Genomic DNA, 20,947 nt, shown 5'->3' on the forward strand with positions numbered 1-20,947 from the left:
GCCATGACGAAACCTCTTTACGCCTTGGGCGTGCAGGAACTGCACGCCGCCTATGCCGCCAAGGAACTCTCGCCGGTCGAGGTGACGCGCGCGGTCAACGAACGCATCGCGGCCTGCGAGCCGCAACTGCGCGCCACCTGGCTGTTCCGCCCCGAAGCCGCGCTCGAACAGGCGCGCGCCTCTGAAGCCCGCTGGCGCGCCGGCACGCCGCGCGGCGCGCTCGACGGCGTGCCCGTGACCATCAAGGAAAACCTCGCGACCGAGGGCGACCCGATGCCGCTGGGCACCGCCGCCTACGAGCTCGTGCCGGTGAGCTACGACTCGCCGCCCGCCGCGCGCCTGAAGGCCGACGGCACGGTGATGGTCGCCAAGACCACGATGCCCGACCTGGGCATGCTGTCGTCGGGACTGTCGAGCTTTCACGACCTCTCGCGCAACCCATGGGACACCTCGCGCACGCCGGGCGGTTCCAGCGCGGGCGCCGGTGCAGCCGCCGCCGCAGGCTACGGCCCGCTGCACGTGGGCACCGACATCGGCGGTTCGCTGCGCCTGCCGGCCAGCTGGTGCGGCATCTTCACGCTCAAGCCCAGCTTCGGCCGCATTCCGCTGAGCTCGCCCTACATGGGCCGCTGCGCCGGCCCGATGACGCGCACCGTGGCCGACGCGGCGCTGATGATGGCCTCGGTCGCGCAGCCCGACGACCGCGACTATTCGGAACTGCCGCCGCCCGTGATCGACTGGAACGCCTTCGAGGTCGATCCGTCGTTCCTCAAGGGCAAGCGTGTGGCGCTGCACATGGACGCCGGCTGCGGCCTGCCGCTCGATCCGCAGATCGCGCAGGCCGTGCGCGATGCCGCGAAACGCATCGAGGCCGCCGGCGCACACGTCGAGGAAATCCCCGCCTTCATGACGCCGCAGATGCTGCAGGGCATGGACCATTTCTGGCGCATGCGCTCGTGCCTGGACATGCAGGCCATGAGCGCCGAACAGCGCGCGAAGATCCTGCCGTACATCCGCGAATGGGCCGAGAGCGCGGCCGGCTTCTCGGGCGCGCACGTCTTCGACGGCTACAGCCAATTCGTCGCCACGCGCGCGGCCACGGTCGCCGCCACCAAGGCCTACGACTTCGTGATCTCGCCGGTGTCGCCCAACATGCCCGCGCCCGCGGACCATGCCTCGCCCACCAACGACCCGATGCGGCCGCTGGAACACATCGGCTTCACGGTGCCCTACAACATGTCGGAGCAGCCTGCCGCGTCGGTCAACTGCGGCTACTCGGTCGAAGGCCTGCCCATCGGCCTGCAGGTGGCCGGCCGCCGCTTCGACGACCTGGGCGTGCTGCAGTTCAGCCGCGCCTTCGAACAGATTCGCGGCGCCCAGAAGCCCTGGCCTGAGCCGATCTGAACCGCCATACGGAGACACACCTTCCCATGACCGCCACCCACTACATCGACGGCCGCCGCGTGGCGTCCGAAGTCGACGCCACCATCGACGTGATCGACCCGAGCGACGGCCAGAAATTCGGCGAAATCGCGCGCGGCACCGCCGCCGACATCGATGCCGCCGTGCGCGCCGCGCGCCAGGCCATGGGCGAGCACTTCGACGGCCCCTGGGGCGCCACCACCGCGCTGGAGCGCGGCCGGTTGCTCGCCAAGCTCGGCGCCGCCGTGATGCAGCACCACGAAGAGCTGGCCCAGCTCGAGGCACGCGACACCGGCAAGGCGCTGCGCGTGGCGCGCAACGACGCGACCGCGCTGGCGCGCTACTTCGAGTACTACGCCGGTGCCTGCGACAAGCTGCACGGCGACACCCTGCCCTACGAGCGCGGCTACACCGTGCTCACGGTGCGCATCCCGCACGGCGTGACGGGCCACATCATTCCCTGGAACTACCCGATGCAGATCGCGGGCCGCAGCGTGGGCGCCTCGCTCGCCGCGGGCAACGCCTGCGTGGTGAAGCCGGCGGAAGACGCGAGCCTCTCGCTGCTGCGCCTGGCCGAGATCGCGACCGAGGTCGGCTTTCCGGCCGGTGCGCTCAACGTGGTCACGGGCTACGGCAAGGAAGCCGGCGCCGCGCTGTGCGCGCACCCAGGCATCGACCACATCTCGTTCACCGGCTCGACCATGACCGGGCGCAGCGTGGGCCTGGCCGCGGCCGAGCGCCACTGCCCGGTGACGCTGGAGCTGGGCGGCAAGTCGCCGCAGATCGTGTTCGCCGACGCCGACCTCGACGCGGCCGAGCCCGTGCTGCTCAACGCCATCATCCAGAACGCGGGCCAGACCTGCTCGGCGGGCAGCCGCGTGCTGGTGGAGCAGTCGATCTATGAAGAAGTCGTGCAGCGCCTCGCCAAGCGCTTCACGGCCGTGCGCGCGGGCACGCCCGCCGAAGACCTGGACATGGGCCCGCTCATCAACGAGAAGCAGTTCCGCCAGGTGCGCGACATGGTCGCGACCGCCGAGGCGAGCGGCATGAAGGTGGCGGCGCGCGGCACGGTGTCGCCGCAGGCACCGTCCACCGGCTACTACCAGGAGGCCGTGCTGTTCCGCGACGTGCCGCATGACAGCGACCTGGCCCAGCGCGAGGTCTTCGGCCCGGTGCTGGCCGTGATGCCCTTCGCCGACGAGGCCGAGGCGGTGCGCCTGGCCAACGGCACGGACTTCGGCCTGGTGGCTGGCGTGTGGACGCGCGATGGCGCGCGCCAGCTGCGCATGGCGCACAGGCTGCATTGCGGCCAGGTGTTCGTGAACAATTACGGGGCGGCGGGTGGTGTAGAACTGCCCTTCGGCGGCGTGAAGTCGAGTGGCTTCGGCCGCGAGAAGGGCTTCGAGGCCCTGCTCGGCTTCACGACCCTCAAGACCATCGCCATCAAGCACGGATGAATTCATGACCACCACTGAACAGCAACAACAAACCTCGCGCAAAGTCGGCCTCGTCGGCGTCGGCCTGATGGGCCACGGCATCGCCAGCAACATCGTCAAGCACGGCCACCAGCTCACGGTGCTGGAGCACGCGGGCAATCAGCCGATCGCCGACCTGCTGAAGGCCGGCGCCACCTCGGTCAAAGACGTGGCCACGCTGGCCGCGCAGGTCGATGTGCTGATCCTGTGCGTCACCGGCACGCCGCAGGTCGAGGCCGTGATGCTCGGCGACAACGGCGCGCTGACCACGCTGCGCCCCGGCACCGTGGTGATCGACTGCTCCACCGCCGTGCCCGCCTCCACCGCCAAGGTGGCGCAGGCCGTGCTCGCCAAGGGCGGCCGCTTCCTCGACACGCCGATGACCCGCACCGCCAAGGAGGCCGCCGAAGGCCGCCTGAACCTGCTGGTGGGCGGCGACGCCGAGGTGCTGGCCTCGTGCCTGCCGCTGCTGCGCTGCTTTGCCGAGAACGTCACGCACGTCGGCGATGTGGGCGCGGGCCATGCGATGAAGCTGCTGCACAACTTCGTGTCGCTGGGCACCGTGGCGCTGCTGTGCGAGGCCGCGGCCTGCGCGCAACGCGCCGGCGTGAAGCCCGAGGTGTTCGTCGACGTGCTCGCCAAGGGCGGCGGCAACGGCGTGGCGCTGGAACGCCTCAAGCCCAAGCTGCTGACGGGCAGCACCGATTCGCTGAAGTTCTCGATGGCGAATGCGAAGAAGGACCTGGGGTATTACAACGACATGGCGGAGCAATCGTCTTCGAGCCATGGCATTGCGCAGGCTGTGGATGCCTTGCTGGCGCACGGGGTCGAAGTGTTCGGGCCGGATCGCATGGTGCTCGATCTGGTCGAAGCGCTGCGCTGAAACTCTTCAGGGCGCGTGCGCAGGCCACCGGGTACTTCGCTGCGCGAATGTCCCCCGGCCTGCGGCCTCCTCCTTGATTTCGCTGCGGGGAGCACCCAGCGTCCTGCGCACGATGAGCGTGGCTGTGGTGCTGGCCGTTCAGGCGCTGCGGCGAAGTGCCAGCCCCAACCCGCCTGACCGCTTCAGTGTTGTTGGATGGCGGTAGCCAGTTCTGCGCGCACGGCCGCGAACACGGCCGCAGGATCTGGGGCACGCGATATCGGGCGGCCGATGACCACGTGCGTCGCACCAGCCCCGATGGCCTGCGAGGGCGTCGCAGCCCGCGCGTGGTCATTCTTTTCATCGCCTGGGAGCTGCGTGCCTGGCGTCACGATCAGGGCATCGGGCGGCAGGATCTCGCGAAGCAGCCTCACCTCCAACGGCGACGAAACAACGCCATGGCAACCGGCCGCGGCGGCCAGACGGCCCAGCCGTGCGACCTGCTCTGGAACCGTCGAGGCAACGCCCACCTCTTTCAGATCCTGGTCACCCATGCTGGTGATGACGGTGAGCGCAAGCACCTTCAGTTGAGGGAACGGGCTCGCGGCCTCGACGGCCGAGCGAAGCACGGCGGAACCGCCTGAGGCGTGCACCGTCACCATCGACGCACCCAGATGTCCGGCTGCGGTGACCGCGCCCGCCACCGAGCTGGGGATTTCCAGCAGCTTGAGGTCGAGAAAGACACGCTTCCCTGCCTCTGCGAGCTCGCGGACGACCGAAGGTCCTGCCGCTGTCAGCAGCTGCAGGCCGACCTTGTAGTGCGTGGTCGCTGCGCCCAGTTGCTTCACGAGGTCCGCCGCCAATGCGGCGGCTGGGAAGTCGAGCGACACGATGATGCGGCTGTCCGTACTCATTGGCTTGTTCTCCATGCCGACGCCCCGCGCTCGGAGAGAACTCAGGCCTCCGAACGCTCCACGACCACCTCGCTGATCTGCACCATGGGTTGAATGTCCGTGTAGTTGGCGATGTCGCCCCGGATCTCCTCCTGGTGCTGGGCAGAAGCTGCCCGGTACGCTTCGACAGAGGTGCAGACGAAGTCGCACTTGGCGATGTACGCAGGGTCGGTGCCCGCACCGCGCCCCGAGATGCCCTTGTCCACCATGTAGTACAGGCACGCTGCGCCGAGCAGTCGTTTCATCATGGGCATGTGCCTCTCGCGGTAGTACGCGTGATCGAATCGCGCGCCTGCGGCGTAGGGGTACATGACACTGACCTTGATCATCGAGATTTCTCCTGGGGTTGCACGCTGGTTGACAGCCTCAAGCGGGGAATCGTGCGCCCGACGCTTCCAAGGGCAGGCGCAGCCCGTTCGTGAGGTAGCTGACGGTGCGATAGAAGCCGGCCAGCATCAGCAGTTCGATGATGGCTTCTTCGCTGAAGTACGTTCGCAACGCGTCCCACAGGCCATCGTCGATGTCGGCGTGCGCGTGCAAGGCGTCGCACAGGCGCAGAAGCACCTGGTCCTCGGCCGACCAGCAGGCGTCGTTCGCCGAAGCCGTGACGGTCGCCTGAACCTGCTCTGGCGTCAGGCCAGCGAGCCTCGAGAAGACCGTGACATGGATGCCCCATTCATATTCGGATTTGCACAATGCCGTGGTGCGGTGAATCACGATCTCGCGCTGTCGGATGCTCAGGTGGCCTTTGTCCAGCAACCCGCCGGCAAAGAACTTCTGAAACAGACGCGGGTCGCGTGCCAAGGTCGTGAACAGCCGCAAGGGGGGCTGTCCCTTCATCACCCTGTCGAGTGACCTGGAAATGTCTTCACCAAATGGTGGCGTTGCTGGCTCGATGCGTGCGGGCATGCAGACTCCTGATTCAAGGGCCACGCCATCGTAGGTCCGTTGCTGTATAAAGTAAAGCATGACGACACCTCGCATCGGCCACCCAGTTCGCGGCTCCACCACCGGCCGCCCCCTCATGGTCGCGCTGGACCTGTTGGGCCGGCGCACGGCGCTGCGCGTGCTCTGGGAACTTCGGGAGGGCTCACTGACCTTCAGAGCGCTGCAGGACGCGTGCGAGACGAACACCCGATTGCTCAACACGCGGCTCACCGAACTGAGGGAAGTCGATCTGGTCGAACATGCCGAGGGTGGCTATCGACTGACGGACGAAGGGCGGCGGCTTTCGAAGGCGCTGAAGCCGTTGTCAGCCTGGGCGGACCAGTGGGGGCGCGGAAAGCGATGAGAAGCGGAGCATCCGCGGCGAATGGCTCCGCCTATGATCAGAAACGTTTTTGTGGAGGAGCCCGTGACCGGCATGTTCGCGCTGCCCAGCCTGTCTCGCAGGTCGTGCGGGACACATCGCGTCAGTGCCTTGGAAAACCTATGAGAAAAATCTTTCCTCTCTGCACCCTCGTGTTGCTGTCCGCCCTCTCGGGTCAGGCCCTCGCAGGTGCCAATACGGCGCGACTGAACTGCACGGGCAGTCACGCGGGGCAGGCACTCACCTTGGTGGGTGATGTTCCCGCCTCCATCGTGGAAGTCGATCTGAAGCTCTCCTACGGCGGGCAAACCATGCGCCTGGTTTCACCCCAGGCGGAAACCTCCGAGTCCACTGATTTCCGCCATGGCGTCTTCAGGTTGGAGGCTGCGCTGTCCGGTTCGAACAAGCTCCAGCTTCAAGCCAAGCCCAAGAGCATCAAGTACAAAGGCAGCATGGGTGCCGGCAAACTCAACGCCAGCTTTGGCGCCATCCTCAAGAATGCGCCTGAGCCCTTTCAATCCGCGCTGAAAGGGGCTGAGCTCACTTGCATCTATGCATACGAAGTTTGAGCGTGGGCCCACAAATCGTTCAAGCAGGCAAACAGCCGCCACGCGTTCAACCGCGAGCGCCTCGGCGAACTGCGATGCCTGCGATGGAATGGCCTCCATCTACGGCCACGACCCGAGGCTGAACCCTTGTTTCTTGCTCGCCCGATGAAGCGGCTGCGTCTCTTTGCCGCCCTGCTGTGGCTCGGCATCGCCCTCGGTCCGGCCCGCGCAGCGCCACCGACCTACCAGGCGCTGTACGCCAACCCGGAACGCGCGTTGCCGATGCAGCCGACCTGGCAACTGCAGCCAGTGGATGCACAGGCGCCACCGTGGGAAGACATCTTCACCTTCACCATCGGCATCGCCCCCAACCTGATCGAACGGGCGCGTTGGCTGAGCCTGAATCCGGGCAAGCACAGCGAGCGCGCCCCCGCGTTGTTCGACGGCCTCGACGGGCGCGTGCTTTTCCTTTCGCCGACGGCGCGCAGCTTCTGCGATGGACGCTGGCAGGTCGTGCGGCAGGAATACATCTCCGTCAATCCCGCACTGCAGCCGCTGCACCGGGTGTGGCTGGTGGAGCGAAAGCCCGGCGGCGGGCTGCGCACCACCACGGCCAACGGGCGCATCGATGCGCAAGGCCAGTGGGCCGTTCCGCCCGTGAGTTGCGATGGCAAGGACACGATCTCCGCCGACTCCCCCGCGGCCCTCTCTTACCTGATGCCCGATGGGTCCAGGCCCGTGCCTTCCGAGCTGCAGGTGGACACGGTGTTCGCACAGCCCGGCCTGCGCGATGCGCGGGGGCAGTGGCGCCCCCCCGCCCCGCCGCGGGACATCACCACGGCACGCTGGATGGACTACAAGCGGCAGATGGTGACGCCTGGCTCCACCGGCTCGGGCCTGATCGACGCGCGAGGACGCATGGTGATTCCGTTCATCTTCGGCGAGCGGCCCGATGCCACCGCCCAGCGGCGCATCCAACTGTGCACCGCCGACGGGCTGGACCTCCAGCGCAACGCCAGCACGCCGCAGGTGTGCCGCTGGCAACGACTGCGCGGCGGCAGCAATGCCGGCGCCGCGCTGCGGCCGGTCAAGGACGCGGCCACCGGCCGATGGGGCTACCAGAACGCGCGGGGCCAATGGGCGATCGCGCCGCAGTTCGAATCGGCGCGCCGGTTCCGTCATGGCTACGCCGTCGTCTCGGGCGCGTTCCCGCAGGACTGGCGGCCGCCCGGGTGGCAGGACGAACGGCCGATCATCCGGCAGTTCCACCGCGTGGGCCGCCATTGGGTGGCCGAAGCCCTGGTGCGCAACACGTCCACGGGCGGCGCGTGGGAAATACGCTATGGCCTGATGAACGATGCAGGGCAATGGCTTGCCGCCGTGCCGCAGCCCGCGCTGCACGTCACCGTGCTGGTTCCGCCCGGTGGCCGCAGCGGCCACTATGCCGAGATGCTGGCCAGCCACTTGCCCACCCTGCTGGGACGCAGCGTGCAGGTCGATCACGTGCCGACAGCCACCGAGGCCGACTATCGCCGGCTGATGACGGAGGGCGGCAACGAGAAGGTCCTGCTTGCGGCACTGCGGCTGCCGCGCGGAGGCATCGAGGGCGTGCACCAGGCCGCGCCGATCGATGCGCTGATGCATTCCCTTCGCCCCGTCACGCTGCTGGCATCGGAGCCTCTGGTGCTGGCCATCGACAGCACGAAGGCCGACACGCTGGGCATCCGCAGCACGGACGACCTGCTGGCCTACGCACGGGCCCACCCGGGCAGCCTGCGCATCGGCACGGGCGACGACGGCTGGACGGGCCACCTCGCCTTCGGCCAGTTCCGCGCAGCGAGCGGCGTCGACGTGCAGCGCGTGGTCTTCAAGGGCATGTACCCCGACTCAGACGTCATCACGAAGGAGCATGCGGTGGACCTGCTGTTCGCGCCCGTGAACGGCGTGGCGGTCGCCGTGCGACGCGGCCAGTTGCGTGTGCTGGGCACCACCGCCGACCCGGCGCACCCGCAAAGCTTCGAGGGCGTGCCGTGGCCGACGCTGGGCTCGAGCGCGCCCTTGAGCGGCTACACGACCTACGACCACTTCAGCCTCTGGGCGCCCGCGAATTCGGAGGCCGCGTCCAATCGCACCTTGCAGGAAGCCGTGGCCCAGGTGCTTGCCAAGCCCGAGGTGCGCAAGCAGTTGCAGGACCTTCGCGTGGTCGGCGGCGGCGGGTCGCCAGAGAGCCTGCTGGCGCTGGAAGACGAAGAGCGCGAACGCTGGATGCGTGCGCTTTCATCACCGGCGCGTTGAGGGCGTTGTCTCCCACCATCACTCGAACCGTATCTCGGCCACGGTCGGCGCATTCGGCTCCCTGGTCCTGGCATTCGCAATGGCACCGTCTTTCTCGTTCCTGAACCAGTAGCGGCACCCGGTTCGAGAAATCATCGTCACGCACATCGAGCCGTCGGCGTTGAGAACCCATTTGCCCGACGCCTTGCCGGGCCCGCTCTGGTTGACGAAGTCGACGCGGCCATCCGTATAGAACTGCCAGCGCGAGACCATGCCGGTCGACAGATTGCTCGAGACGATGGGTTTGCCGATCAAGGTGCTCTCGACCTCGGCTTTGCTCAGGAACACGCGGCCATGAATGGGTGCGGGCTCCTCGGAGATGGCCGGCACGACGGCGATGCACAGCAGCGCGCGGATGGCGTAACGGGTGAACATGACATGCCCCTCTGACGTCGCGCAGTCAGCATGCGTTCAGCCGAGCGCGTGCGTCCAAGCGCCTGGTTGGCCTGTCGGTAACGCCCGATGGCGTTACATGGCATTAACTAAAAAGCGCTACTTTTCTGCGCGCCAGATCCAGCCGGCGTACGCGAACGAGGCCTGCTTCTTCCTGCACGCCGCGGCCACGCCGGGAGGCGGTGGCCCGAGGTCGAGACGAGGAAGGCGGCGTTCTTTTTCTGCGACGACACGGCTTGTGCTCCGATGGCCCCTCGGCAAGGTGGCCGAAGGGCGTTGTGGGTGGCCTACGCAAACTCCGTGGCAACGGCGCCGGCGACGGCGGAAGAGCACTGTGAAGGCAACTGTGCAGTGGCTTGTATGGCACTGTGTCGTGCGTACGGTGCCTGTAAACGGCCTGTCGATTTCGCGGGCCCGTTTCTTCTGCCTGCTGTCGCGGATCACAGGCGCTGCTTGCGTGCGAAGCGCGCCGGCCCCTGCACCGTCCAGCCACCGCCGGCGGGATCGAGGTCGCGAAGGCACTGCGTGAGCCCGTCGTCCAGGTCGAGGGTGACGCCGAGCCGCCAATGGCAGGTGGCACCCCGCTCCACCTGCAGCACGGCGAAGCCGTTGCCGGTGCCCACGGCCGCCGTGACCATGGTGGCGCCGAAGGCACCCGGCACGGCGCCGAGCTCGACCCGGCCGTCGAGCCAGAACGCGTCGGGCCGCGCATTGACGAAGGTCCAGGGTGCATACAGGCCCGAGGACACGACCGAGATCACCTCCACCGGCCCGCCCGCCGCCTGCAGCCAGAGGCTCGACACGCTCGACATGTGGCGGTCGCCCGACAGCACCACCACGTGGCGCGCGGTGGTGTCGCGCAGCAGTTCGAGCAGCGCGCGCTGCGAGGCCGGGTAGCCGCTCCAGTCGTCCATCCCCAGGCGTTGTGCCGGGTCGCCGAAGACGGCCGCGCGCGGCATCGGGAACAGCGCCACCGGCGACACGATGAACTTGGGCAGCCCGGCGGGCGCGGCCTCGAGCCACTTCTTCAGGTCGCCCATGCCGGCCTCGGCACGGATCGCCGCCTGGTCCAGCGGCACGGCTTGCGCGTCCGTGCGCAGCGCCCGCCGCTGTCGCGTGCTGCGCGTGTCGAGCATGTAGAACGGGAAACCGGCCGGCGCCATGCGGTAGTCAAAGGGACGCGGGTCGCGGTGCGGGCCGATGCCTCGCACCAGCTTGTGCTGCTGCGCGACGTAGCCGTCGAGCGCGGCGCGCACGGCCGGCGTTCCATAGGGGTCGGGGCCCGGCTCCCAGTCGTCCATCACCTCGTGGTCGTCGAGCAGCGGACAGGTCGGCAGCGAGGCCATCACCTGGCGCAGCGCCTCCAGCCTGAAGGTGAGCGCATAGGCCTGGCCGACGTCGTCGCCGCCGGCCGGCACGAAGAGCCCGGCGGTCTGGTCGACATACACCTGGTCGCCGGCCAACACCAGCAGTTGCGGCTTGTGCGGTGGCGCGAGCACCTCGAGCCGCTGCGCGAGCCGCCGGTACGACGCCTGCGCGGGCACCCGGTCGACCAGGCCCGGCACGTACTGGCAACTGGCGAGCACGAAGCACAGCGAGGCCTGTGCGGGCTCACCCTCGCGCTGCACGGCGCCGGTCCATGCGGGGTCGAGGCGCACCACGGCGCGCTCGCGCTGCGCGTCGGTGGCGGCGTCCAGCGTCTTCATCACCTGGTTGCGGATGGGCTCGATGGGCTCGTCCTGCGGCTGCGCGAACAGCCCGGCCGGCAGCCTCCGGCCCAGCACCTCGAGGGGGCCGCGCGCCATGGGCAGGTCGTCGTGCGCCGTCAGCACCGCGAAGCCCTGGTAGTCGGCAAGCCGATCGTCGAACAGGTCGATCTCCACCGCCTCCTGCAGGAGCTTGTCGCGCGTGGTCTCCAGGCCCACCATCCATTCGAAGTCGAAGCACCAGCGCCCGTCGCGGCGCCACGCAGGCACGAAGACCACGGCGCGCGCCGACACATGCGCGGGCGGCGGGCGCAGCGCCAGCCGGCAATGCAGCCGGCCCGCGTTGCCCGCCGCGCGGCTCGCGTGACCGAGCCACGGGCCGGTCCACGGCAGGCTGGCCCGCCAGTCGGGCGGCACCGGATGGCCGCGGCCGGGCTTGTGGTCGAAGGCTTCGAGGAAGCGCACGATGTGCGGGAACACGTCGATGCAGGCCTTCTCGCCGATCAGCGTGTCCTGGTGGCCGTAGTCACCGAGCACCAGCAGCTGGTGCGGGGTACCTTCGCCGAGGAACAGGTCGCCCCCGGAAGGCTTCGAAGCGTCCGACGGTTCCGGCAGCTGCGGAGGCTCCCGCGGCAGGCCTTCGTCCTTGCCGAACACGCGCTTGAGCAGCCAGAAGCTGTCGTACGAGCCGCGCCAGTCGAACACCGCGTTGCGCTGCCCGTGCAGCATGAACACCGGAAAGCCGAAGCGCTGGCCGACCTGCTCGAAGCCCACTGCATGGCCCTGCCCGCCGGCATCGGTCAGCACTTCTTCGCGGGCGTAGTTGCCGACCTGGGCGAGGCCGCGCACCTTCACGAAGCCGTAGATCGAATCGAGCGCATCGAGCGTGTCCTTGCCGATGTTGTGCAGCCGCATGGTCTGGCCGAAGATGGCGTCGGCCCGGTGCCGCACGGCCGCGAAGCCCGGCGCCTCGCGCAAGCGCTGCGCCTCCCCGTCGTCATCGGGGTAGGGAAAGGTCGCCAGCAGGCCGTCGACGAGCAGGCGCTTCATGCGCGTGAGCGTGGGTCGCGTGTCGAACTCGTCGATGCCGATGAACTGCTGCAGGTAGCCCGCCACATAGCCCCGGAAGCGGTTGAAGGCCGTGGCGCGCAGCAGCGGTCCCACCTGCGACAGCACCACCGCGCCGATGGAGGCATGCAGCCCCGGCAGGCGCAGCACCGCCACGCTGAACATGGCGGCGCCGATGCAATGGGCCACCACGTCGATCTGGATGGGCGCCGCTTCGTCGGGCGTTGCATGCGCCGCCTGCACGGTGCGCAAGGCGTCCGGAATGTCGATCTCGGCCACCTCGTCGAACGACCAATAGCGCCGCGGCCGGTTCGGAAAGCCGATGCTGGTGCGCAGGTCGAGCACCCAGACCTCGCGCCCGGCCGCGAGCAGGCTGTGCACCAGGTTGCCGGGGATGCTCCTGTGCGCGAAGGTGGAGCCGCTCGCGCCGTAGCCGTGGATCAGCATCACAGGCCGCGTGCCCGCGCGGCGCACCGGCGGGTGGTAGCGCGACAGCAGCCGCGGCGGCGCGCTGCCCGGGCCGGCCGCGGTGACGAGCTCGACCGGCTCGGGCCGCACGCCGTACACCTCGCCGGGCAGACGCTCCCAGTCGCGCTGCGGCGAGTCGGGCGGCGGCACGAAGTGCAGCAGGTGAATGTGCAGCACGATGCGCAGCACCCACAGCGCCAGCTCGGCCAGGTCGGCCAGCTGGTTGGGCATGTCCTGCTGGTGCTCGACGCGCAGCAGGGGTTGCAGCGTCTCGACGAAGTAGGAAGGGTCCAGCACCAGACGGCCCAGCGGCTTCGGCGCATCGGGGCCGAGCTGCTGCAGTTCGCCCTCGCTCAGCTGCCGCCACGGGTTGCCGCCTTCGACGAACGCGATGCGTTTGGTGAGCCGCAGCCGATCGCCCTCCTTCAGCGGCGCGCCGTGCGCGATGCGCGCCACCGTCCAGTCGTAGTCGATGAGGCGCACCTGCCCCAGGTGCGAGCACAGCGCCAGCAGGTCGGCCATGGCGGGGCCCTCGAAGACGGCATCGTCCTCGTCGATCGCGCCGCCGGCCGAAGCGGCGCGCGCGTCCAGCAGGCTTTGCACCAGCGCCAGCAGCTTCTTGCGTGCCAACCCGTGGCTGCGCAGGATGCGTTCGATGCTGTCGCTCTTCTCGCGCACGAGCATCGATGCGGTGCCGGTGCAATGCGCGACGGGCGCGTCGTCGCCCTTGCCGAAGCGCAGGACCACCACCGGCTGGGACAGCACGCGCGGCGCCGCGCGCAGGGACGGCACGTCGAACGGCTCGAATTCGACTTCGGCGCTCAGCGCGAAGGCCTGGCCGTCGATGTGCACGCGGCCCGTCATGCGCTCGCGCAGCGAGACGCGCGTGGGCGCGGGCGCATGGGGACGGGTCAGGTCGCGGCGCAACGGGCGCTGCGACGGCGGCGGCTGCGGCGAACCGGCCAGCGCCAAGCCCCAGTCCTCGGCCAGCACGGGCACCGCGCGCTCGGCCAGCGCGGCGATGGTGAGCGAGGGGTTGATGCCGAGCGACACCGGCACGATCGAGCCATCAAGCACCGCCAGGCCCGGCAGCAGCGACGGCACAGCAGAAGCACCCGCAGCGCCGTCGTAGACGCGGCCCCAGCTGTCGACCACGCCGCGCTCGCACCCGTCGGCCATGCGGCAACCGCCCAGCGGGTGCACGGTCAGCACCGAGCCCACGCCCTCCAGCTGGCCGACCAGGTCGGCGAGGCTGCCGAACGGCGGTATCGGTTTCCACAGCGGGTTGGCCAGCACGCGCCCGCCGAGTCCGCCCACGCCATCGTGGGCCGCATGCAGGGCGCGCATCTGCGCCTCGAACACGGGCAGCGCGGCCACCTTCGGCCACGTCACGCGCACCTGCGCGTCGGCCAGCACGGCGCCCTCGCCGCCATGACCGACGAAGCGGATCTGGCCGGCCGCCCCGTCGTCGCCCATCATTCCGTAGACCGGCGTGCGGCGCAGCATGTCGTCGTCCACGGCCAGGGGATCGCGCCCTTCGTCTGGCGCGTGCAGGTCGAGGTCCATGTGCGCGAGCGCCTGCAGCGCGTCGGTCGTGGTCACCACCTCGGCCAGCAGGCGGCGCAGCGGCGCGGGAATGGCGAACTCCTCGATCACCAGCGGGCGCTCGCCCCGCGTCGCGCAGGTGCGCAGCAACCCGGTGATGGTCGGCCCGATGCCGCGCTGCGCCGGCGCCTCGCCTTCGGGCGCGCTGGACAGCGCTTCGTCGTTCTGCGCCGCCGCCACCGCGATCATGTCGCCGTTGGCCGAGAAGCCGCGGCCCACGGCCTGCGATATGGGCAGGCCCGGGCCCCTGGAGCGCAGCAGCAGCTCGGTGGAGCCCAGCGTGCCGGCAGCCACCACCACCCGCCGCGCGCGCACCACGTAGGGCCGGGCGTTGTCGGTGCGTGCCTTGCGCCGGTCCGTGAAGAAGAACTCGACGGCATAGCCGCCCCCTCCCGGCAGGGCCGCGATGCGGTGCGCGGTGCCGCCGGTGAACAGGCGCGCGCCCCGTGCGTGGGCCAGCGCCAGGTAGTTGGTGTCCAGCGATTTCTTGGCGCGGTGGTTGCAGCCGCTCACGCAGTCGCCGCAGCGCAGGCAGCGGTGCATCGCCACCTGGGCCGGCGTGCGCGTGCCGTCGTCGAAGGCGATGGCGACATGGGCCTTGCCGCCCGCCGCATGCAGCCGCGCGCCGGCCTTCAGCAGGGAGTCGAGCTTCGACACGCTCTCGGGAATCTGCTCCAGGCCCAGCATGGCCTCGGCCTTGCCGTAGCCTTGCGCCAGCGCGGCAAGATCGAGGCCCCCGGGCCAGGCACCGCCCTCGAAGGCATCGGACGTGGCGCGCTCCATCACCGCCGCATTGATGAGCGACCCGCCGCCCAGCCCGTTGCCGAGCAGCGCGTTCACCTCGCCGCCCAGGCGCAGGTCGAACAGCCCCGAGGCGTTGCCGCGCGCGGGCCGGCCGTCCTGCATGCTGAAGCGCACGTGCCCCGGCAGTTCGGCGAAGGTGGCCGGAAACTCGCCCGGCAGGTATTCGCTGCCGCGCTCCAGCACGTAGACCTTGATCGGCACGGCGCCCGGTGCGATGCCGGGCGTCGCGTCCAGCGACAGCGCGCCCGCCAAGCGTGCCGCCGCCACCGCGCCGCCGTAGCCGCTGCCGATGACCAGCACATCGCAGTGCAGCGCGTCGGGCGGCGCCGCGGCGATCTCGCGCACCAGCACCTCGGCGCCCTGCGAGAGCAGGCGGTCGCCGGGGTCATCCTCGTCGTCGCGGCCACCGTCGTTCATGTTCGGCTCCTCGCGGAATGGATCGCGGATTCAGGAATGCTCGATGGCTGCGGCCAGCGCGCGGCCGAGCGTCTGGTCGTCGACAGGTTTGCGCAGCAGCGGCAGCGCCTGCCGCCGCGCCGCCTCGACCACCGCGGGGTCGGTGTCGGCCGTGACCATGACGATGGGTAGCGCGGGGCGTGCCGGCTGTGCACTGCGCCGCGCCCGCAGGCGCTCGGCGGCATCGAAGCCCGAGACGCCGCCGCCGAGCCGGCAGTCGAGCACCACCGCATCGGGCTCGTCGACCTGCGCCAGCGCCTCGTCGAGCGTGGCGGCGGACAGCACGCGGCAGCCCATCGCGCCCAGCGCGTTGAGGTAGGCGCCGCGCACCATCGGGTCGTCCTCCAGCACCAGCACGCAGCGCCCTGCCAGGCTCCACGGTGCACCGGTGCCGTCGCCCTCGCAGCCGTCGGCGCCGACGGGCGCGGCGCGCGGCAGCCGCAGGCGAAAGCAGGCGCCCGCGCCGAGGCGGGACTCGAGCTCGACCGGCACGCCCAGCAGCTCGGCCATCCGCCGCACGATGCCCAGGCCCAGGCCATGCCCTGCGGCAGGCGCGGTGCCGGAGCCCGTGGCCTGGAGTTGCACCAGGTCCTCGAACACGAGCCGGTGGTTCTCGGGGGCGATGCCGGGGCCGCTGTCCTGCACGGTCAGTTCGACCCCGGCGTCCGATGCGTCCTGCGTGCGGACCCGCACCTCGACCTGCCCGCCCGCGGGCGAGAACTTGATCGCGTTGTCCACGAGGTTGGCCAGCATGCGGCGCAGCAGGTCGGGGTCGGTGCGCACCGCCAGGCCGGGCGGACAGTCGGTGTGCAGCGCGACCCGGCGCGCCGCCGCCGCGGCACCGAAGCTGGCCATCACGGCGGTCAGCAGCCGGTCGATCTGCACGCGCTGCGGCTGGGCCACCACCACGCCGGCGTCGAGTTTCGAGACGTCGAGCAGCGCGTCGAGCATGGCGCGCAGCTGCTCCAGGCTACTGTCGACCACCTCGACGATCGCGCGCGCATCGGGCGCCATCGCCACGTGGCGCAGCGCCCCCACGTTGAGCGCCATCGCCTGCAGGGGCTGGCGCAGGTCGTGGCTGGCGCCGGCCAGGAAGCGGCTCTTGTCGTTGTTGGCGCGCACCGCCTGGTCGCGCGCAATGGCCAGCTGCGCGCGCTCGAACTCCAGCGAGGTGGCCAGCGCCTGGTTCTCGGCGCGGATGCCGAACGACTCCTCGAAGGTCTGCAGGTTGCGCCGGGCAAAGCGCGTCTGCACGCCGAAGAACATCAGCACCAGCGCGGCCACGCCCCCGCCGAGCCAGCCGCCGGCCGCCAGCCACATGGCCGCCGTGGGCACGAAGAGCAGCCCTGCGTAGGCCAGGAAGGCGGGCATCACTGTCGCGCTGGTCGACACGGCGCCCGCGCCCCAGGACACCAGGATCATCGTGAGGACCGCGTCCAGCGTCGGGTCGAGCCGGGCCATGAACAGCGCCGCGGAACCGTTGCAGGCACCGATCAGCACGTTCCAGCGCACGGTGGCGCGCAGCCGCGCGGCGATGGGGCGGGCGCGGTCGGCGGCCATGCGCGCGAGCGCGGCGGCGCGCCACTCGCGGCTGGCGATCACTGCCGCGAACCAGCCGAGCACCCAGGGCGTCGGCACATCGCGCCAGACGATGGCCGCGACGACGACGGCGGTGAGCAGGATCTGCCAGCGCAACCCCACGGCCTGCTCGGCGACGACCTGCAGGCGCCGCTCGTCCAGTTCGTCCAGCGCGGCCGGCATGCTCACGCAGCCTCGAGCGCCCATGCCGCCTGCGCGTCGAAGACGCGGCACATGGCATCGGTGCGGTTGCGCGCGCCCAGCGCCCGGTAGACCATCGACAGGTGCACCTTCACGGTGCCCTCGGCAATCAGCAGCTGGCGCGCGATCAGCTTGACCGGCATGCCCCGCATCGCCAGCGCCAGCACCTCGCGCTGGCGCGGCGACAGCTCGACGCGCAGGAAACCCGCGAGGTCTTCGCGCGGCAGCTCGTCGGGGTCGCGCGCGCGGGTCACGTCGTCGGCCAGCACGAACTCGGCCGGCAGGTAGATTTTGTGGCGCAGCACCACGCGCAGGGCGGCCTCCATGTCCTCGAGCCGGTACGACTTGGGAATGAAGCCGGCCGCGCCGGCCTCGATGACCTCGCGCACGCGCTGCGGCGAGCTTTCCGCCGACTGCATGCACACGGGCGTGGCCTCGAAGTGCGCCTTCACGGCCTCGAGCGCTGCCAGCCCGGACAGCTGGGGCAGGTGGTAGTCGAGCAGCAGCAGATCGATGCCGGTGGGGTCGCGCTGGCAGGCCTGCTCGGCGTCCCGCACGGCGTCGAAATGGAAGGGACGGCCGGGTTCGATCTCGGCGGCCATGCGCTCCAGCAGGAGGCGCGTGCCGTTCCAGACGATCTCGTGGTCATCGACCAGCAGAACCTTCATACAGGCCTCTCGTCTACGGTGACCCTCCCCGTCCTGAATGCAGATTAGCGCAAAGCCCCCCAAGAAGCGAGCGTGCTCACCTACACCAAAGGCCTAGTCGGATGGCCACGCCGGGGACTAGGCGCTGCGCGCAATGGTTGCGGCGCGCGCCCCGCGGAAAACTGCCTGCATCGATCGCCACTTCGCATCCGATGCACCGAGGTCCGCCATGAACACCCCCCAGTCTCTTGCCGCGCTGCGTGCCGCATGGGAGCCCCTTGCGTGCCGCTTTTGCATCCTGGCGCTGCACCATGTGGCGCTCGCCCGCTGGCTCTGCGCCGCGGCCATGCTCGCCGTCTCGCTGCTGGCGGGCTGCGCCGCATTGCCCGGCGAGGTACCCCGTGTCGCGTCGCACGCGCGCACCGACCTCGGGGACAGCCCCCTGGCGCGCATCGCCGCCGCGTCGCTGCCGGCTGCGGACAGTGCGATGCCCGCAATGTCCGATGTGTCCGGCGTGCGCCTGCTGCCCGGCGGCGACCAGGCCTTCGACGCACGCATCGCACTCGCGCAGGCCGCACAACACACCGTCGACGCGCAGTACTACGTGGTGGCCCCAGACAGCGCGGGGCGGCAGTTCCTGCGCGAGCTGCGCGACGCGGCGCAGCGCGGCGTGCGCGTGCGCCTGCTGGTCGACGACCTGTACACGGGCGGAGACGACGAGATGCTGGCCGGGCTGGCCGCGCACGCCAACGTCGAGGTGCGCGTCTTCAACCCGCTGCCGGTGCGCAGCGGCGGCCTGCGCACACGCGTGCTGCTGTCGCTGCACGAGATCGGCCGCGTGAACCGGCGCATGCACAACAAGCTCTTCATTGCCGACAACAGCTTCGCCATCACCGGCGGACGCAACATCGCCGACGAGTACTTCGGGCGCAGCAAGCCGGCGAACTTCATCGACATGGACGCGCTGCTGGCCGGGCCGGCGGTGCGCGCGCTGTCGGCAAGCTTCGACGCCTTCTGGAACGGACCGTTGTCGTACCCCTTCGAAGCCATTGCGGCCGAAAGCGCCCCGGCAGCGGCTCCTGCGCGCGAACGCTTCGCCGCGCTGGTGCGCGACCTCGCGCATTTCATGCCTCCTGCCGACGAACCCGATGCGCTGGGACGCGGCCCGGTCGGCGCGCAGCTGGCGCAGGGGCGCGTCGCGCTGGTGCCTGCGCAGGTGCGCGTGGTTGCGGACGCGGCGGTGCCAGGCCGCTTCGCTGATGATGCCGGCGGCAACGTCGAAGAAGCCGCAGCGCCGCAAGGCCGCGAGGGCGCGGTCATGGCCGCGAACCTCGACCTGTTCCGGACCGCGCGCTCGGAGGTGCTCGTCGTCTCGCCCTACTTCGTGCCCATGCCCCGCATGATCGAGGCCCTGAGCCAGGCGAGCCGCGAGGGCGCGCGCGTGTCGCTGATGACCAATTCGCTCGCCACCACCGACGAACCGCTGGTGCACTACGGCTACGCGCGCTACCGCAGCGCCCTCTTGCAGATGGGCGCCATGCTGTACGAGCTGATGCCGGCCAGCGAAGCGCATCCCGCCTGGAGCGACACCGAAAGCAGCCGCGGCTCGCTCGGTCGCCTGCACGCCAAGCTGGCGGTGGTCGACCGGCGCTGGTTCTACGTGGGGTCGATGAACATGGACCGGCGCTCGGCGCACTGCAACACCGAACTGGGCCTGATCGTCGACAGCCCCGCGCTGGCCAGCGAACTGGCCGACCTGATCCAGCGCGTGCGCATGCCCGCGAGCTTCACCGTGAGCGAGGTACCTCTGCGAGGCGGCCTGCAATGGAGCTTCCTGCGCGACGGACGTCGCTGGGTGCTTCACCGGGAGCCCGAATCGAACTGGGCCCAGCGACTGCGCTGGTCCGTGCTGTCGCTGGTGGTGGACGAAGATTTTCTGTAACCCGGCTTACGCAAACTGCCACATGACGCTCTTCGAAAGAGCGGCGCTTTCGTGCAAGAAATAGATCACTGCACGCGTGGCCCAGGACTACCATTCCATCGTTCACGTGCGGTTCGGCACGAGACTGCCGCGGACTGTTTGCTCACTCGTGTCGCAAGGAGAGTCGCGATGGCAAGTCCGATGAACGTCAACAAGCTTCAGACGAAATCCCATGACGAACCGGATGAGGTTCGGGAGCCTGAGAAGACCCGGGTTGAAGTGGTCCGCCTCGAGGGCTACACGCTCGGACGCTTCAAGTTCGAGCCCGGGTGGCGCTGGTCGAAGTGCATCAAGCCGGTCGTGGGCACGGACAGTTGCCAGGTGGCTCACGTCGGGTATGCGGTGTCCGGCCGGATCACCGTGCAAATGAATGACGGCTCGCAGACTGTCATCGAGGAAGGCATGTCGTACACCATTCCGCCGGGTCACGACGCATGGGTCGAAGGCAACGCGCCGTTCGTCGGGCTGGAGATGATGAGCGCGGAGGAATACGCAAAGTCCCAAAGCTGAGCCGAGGTGAGAGGCCTCGGGAAGAGACTTCTTCGGGATGGTCGAACGGGGCGTGGCACCCGCGACCGTCCGGCTCACGCGCCCGGGTCTGCGGAGTGCCTGGGCGGCGAGGGCGTTTCAGCCCTTTCGCATGGTGATCGCATGAAAAGGGCAAGTCACTGCGCAATCGCTGCAGCCCGTGCACCGATCCGCGTCTTGAAGCGTCGACAACTTCTTCCATTGCTCGACTTCGAGACTGAGAAGGTGAAGGTCGCACGCAGCGACGCACCAGCCGCAGCCCGTGCAACGCGCGGCGTCGACAACGGGCAGCCAACCGGGTCGGTGCGGGCGGCGAGGCTGATGTACGTCCATCTGTGATTCCAACGAGCCGTATCGGTCCGGAAGGTAGCATGCTGCTGGCGCCAGTCTGCCAACAACGGACGTTCGCGCCTGCCTTCCAATTTGCCAAAAACCGATCGACGGACATGACACAGCGACACTTCTTCGCGTTGCCCGACGACCTGTTTCCGGTGTTTGAAGCAGTCGAAGGCAAGACCGCTGCCTCCTACACTGTTGATTGCCGCCGAAATTTGACCCAGTTAACGCAGTAATTTCCGTCTAAGACTGACCCACGTAAAACCCTACCCT

At 69.5% G+C, this 20,947-nt stretch carries 17 protein-coding genes; 9 read left to right on the plus strand and 8 right to left on the minus strand.

Annotated elements, in window-relative coordinates; genetic code table 11:
* Positions 1–3 precede the first annotated feature (3 nt).
* From AC07Y4_RS25395 to AC07Y4_RS25405, 3 genes are read left to right on the plus strand one after another with little or no spacing between them, the layout of a single operon-like run.
* Positions 4–1,404, plus strand: coding sequence for an amidase (locus tag AC07Y4_RS25395; RefSeq protein WP_487850061.1), 1,401 nt, complete (start codon positions 4–6; stop codon positions 1,402–1,404).
* A 26-nt stretch (positions 1,405–1,430) separates the two neighbouring features.
* Positions 1,431–2,879, plus strand: coding sequence for an aldehyde dehydrogenase family protein (locus AC07Y4_RS25400; RefSeq protein WP_487850060.1), 1,449 nt, complete (start codon positions 1,431–1,433; stop codon positions 2,877–2,879).
* Positions 2,880–2,883: 4 nt separating this feature from the next.
* The gene (locus AC07Y4_RS25405) at positions 2,884–3,780 is read left to right on the plus strand and encodes an NAD(P)-dependent oxidoreductase (protein ID WP_487850059.1); all 897 of its coding nucleotides are present in this window, start codon (positions 2,884–2,886) and stop codon (positions 3,778–3,780) included.
* 182 nt (positions 3,781–3,962) lie between these two features.
* On the opposite strand, the gene pyrF is transcribed toward AC07Y4_RS25405, so the two are convergent.
* Genes pyrF through AC07Y4_RS25420 form a run of 3 tightly spaced genes read right to left on the minus strand, consistent with a single transcriptional unit; the run spans position 3,963 to position 5,621 of the window.
* Entirely contained in the window at positions 3,963–4,673 is a 711-nt protein-coding gene (gene pyrF, locus AC07Y4_RS25410; protein WP_487850058.1) for an orotidine-5'-phosphate decarboxylase, read from the minus strand.
* A 41-nt stretch (positions 4,674–4,714) separates the two neighbouring features.
* Positions 4,715–5,041, minus strand: a complete 327-nt coding sequence (locus AC07Y4_RS25415) for an EthD family reductase (protein ID WP_487850057.1) — start codon at positions 5,039–5,041, stop codon at positions 4,715–4,717.
* 37 nt (positions 5,042–5,078) lie between these two features.
* A complete protein-coding gene (locus AC07Y4_RS25420; protein ID WP_185993614.1) occupies positions 5,079–5,621 on the minus strand; it encodes a carboxymuconolactone decarboxylase family protein in 543 nt (180 codons plus the stop codon).
* A 58-nt stretch (positions 5,622–5,679) separates the two neighbouring features.
* Here AC07Y4_RS25420 and AC07Y4_RS25425 point away from each other — a divergent pair, with 58 nt between their 5' ends.
* The 3 genes from AC07Y4_RS25425 to AC07Y4_RS25435 all read left to right on the plus strand — a co-directional run bounded on the left by AC07Y4_RS25425 (position 5,680) and on the right by AC07Y4_RS25435 (position 8,864).
* A complete protein-coding gene (locus AC07Y4_RS25425) occupies positions 5,680–6,003 on the plus strand; it encodes a winged helix-turn-helix transcriptional regulator (RefSeq protein ID WP_070061672.1) in 324 nt (107 codons plus the stop codon).
* A 140-nt stretch (positions 6,004–6,143) separates the two neighbouring features.
* Positions 6,144–6,590 carry a hypothetical protein gene (locus AC07Y4_RS25430; protein ID WP_487850056.1) on the plus strand — a complete coding sequence of 149 codons (447 nt, stop codon included), beginning with the start codon at positions 6,144–6,146 and terminating at the stop codon, positions 6,588–6,590.
* 144 nt (positions 6,591–6,734) lie between these two features.
* Positions 6,735–8,864 (plus strand): tripartite tricarboxylate transporter substrate-binding protein, encoded by a 2,130-nt coding sequence (locus AC07Y4_RS25435; protein ID WP_487850055.1) that lies wholly within the window; start codon positions 6,735–6,737, stop codon positions 8,862–8,864.
* 18 nt (positions 8,865–8,882) lie between these two features.
* Here AC07Y4_RS25435 and AC07Y4_RS25440 read toward each other — a convergent pair whose 3' ends face one another.
* The 4 genes from AC07Y4_RS25440 to AC07Y4_RS25455 all read right to left on the minus strand — a co-directional run bounded on the left by AC07Y4_RS25440 (position 8,883) and on the right by AC07Y4_RS25455 (position 17,850).
* Positions 8,883–9,278, minus strand: coding sequence for a hypothetical protein (locus tag AC07Y4_RS25440; protein ID WP_062479336.1), 396 nt, complete (start codon positions 9,276–9,278; stop codon positions 8,883–8,885).
* A gap of 458 nt (positions 9,279–9,736) precedes the next feature.
* On the minus strand, positions 9,737–15,364 hold the full coding sequence (locus tag AC07Y4_RS25445; RefSeq protein ID WP_495275272.1) for an alkaline phosphatase D family protein: 5,628 nt from the start codon (positions 15,362–15,364) through the stop codon (positions 9,737–9,739).
* A gap of 30 nt (positions 15,365–15,394) precedes the next feature.
* Entirely contained in the window at positions 15,395–17,164 is a 1,770-nt protein-coding gene (locus AC07Y4_RS25450; protein WP_487850201.1) for a hybrid sensor histidine kinase/response regulator, read from the minus strand.
* A gap of 2 nt (positions 17,165–17,166) precedes the next feature.
* The gene (locus AC07Y4_RS25455) at positions 17,167–17,850 is read right to left on the minus strand and encodes a response regulator (RefSeq protein ID WP_487850053.1); all 684 of its coding nucleotides are present in this window, start codon (positions 17,848–17,850) and stop codon (positions 17,167–17,169) included.
* A 208-nt stretch (positions 17,851–18,058) separates the two neighbouring features.
* Between AC07Y4_RS25455 and AC07Y4_RS25460 the strand changes: the two genes are divergently transcribed.
* A complete protein-coding gene (locus tag AC07Y4_RS25460; RefSeq protein WP_487850052.1) occupies positions 18,059–19,771 on the plus strand; it encodes a phospholipase D-like domain-containing protein in 1,713 nt (570 codons plus the stop codon).
* Between the two features lie 168 nt (positions 19,772–19,939).
* The gene (locus AC07Y4_RS25465; RefSeq protein WP_487850051.1) at positions 19,940–20,320 is read left to right on the plus strand and encodes a cupin domain-containing protein; all 381 of its coding nucleotides are present in this window, start codon (positions 19,940–19,942) and stop codon (positions 20,318–20,320) included.
* A 117-nt stretch (positions 20,321–20,437) separates the two neighbouring features.
* Here the strand turns inward: AC07Y4_RS25465 and AC07Y4_RS25470 are convergent, their stop codons facing one another.
* Positions 20,438–20,671: an ATP-binding protein gene (locus tag AC07Y4_RS25470; protein ID WP_082818010.1), complete on the minus strand. Its 234-nt coding sequence runs from the start codon at positions 20,669–20,671 to the stop codon at positions 20,438–20,440.
* Between the two features lie 38 nt (positions 20,672–20,709).
* Here AC07Y4_RS25470 and AC07Y4_RS25475 point away from each other — a divergent pair, with 38 nt between their 5' ends.
* Complete coding sequence (locus AC07Y4_RS25475) at positions 20,710–20,910, plus strand: hypothetical protein (protein WP_495275273.1); 201 nt, start codon at positions 20,710–20,712, stop codon at positions 20,908–20,910.
* Positions 20,911–20,947: the final 37 nt, after the last annotated feature.

This window comes from Variovorax sp. GW460-12-1-14-LB1 (assembly GCF_059423605.1).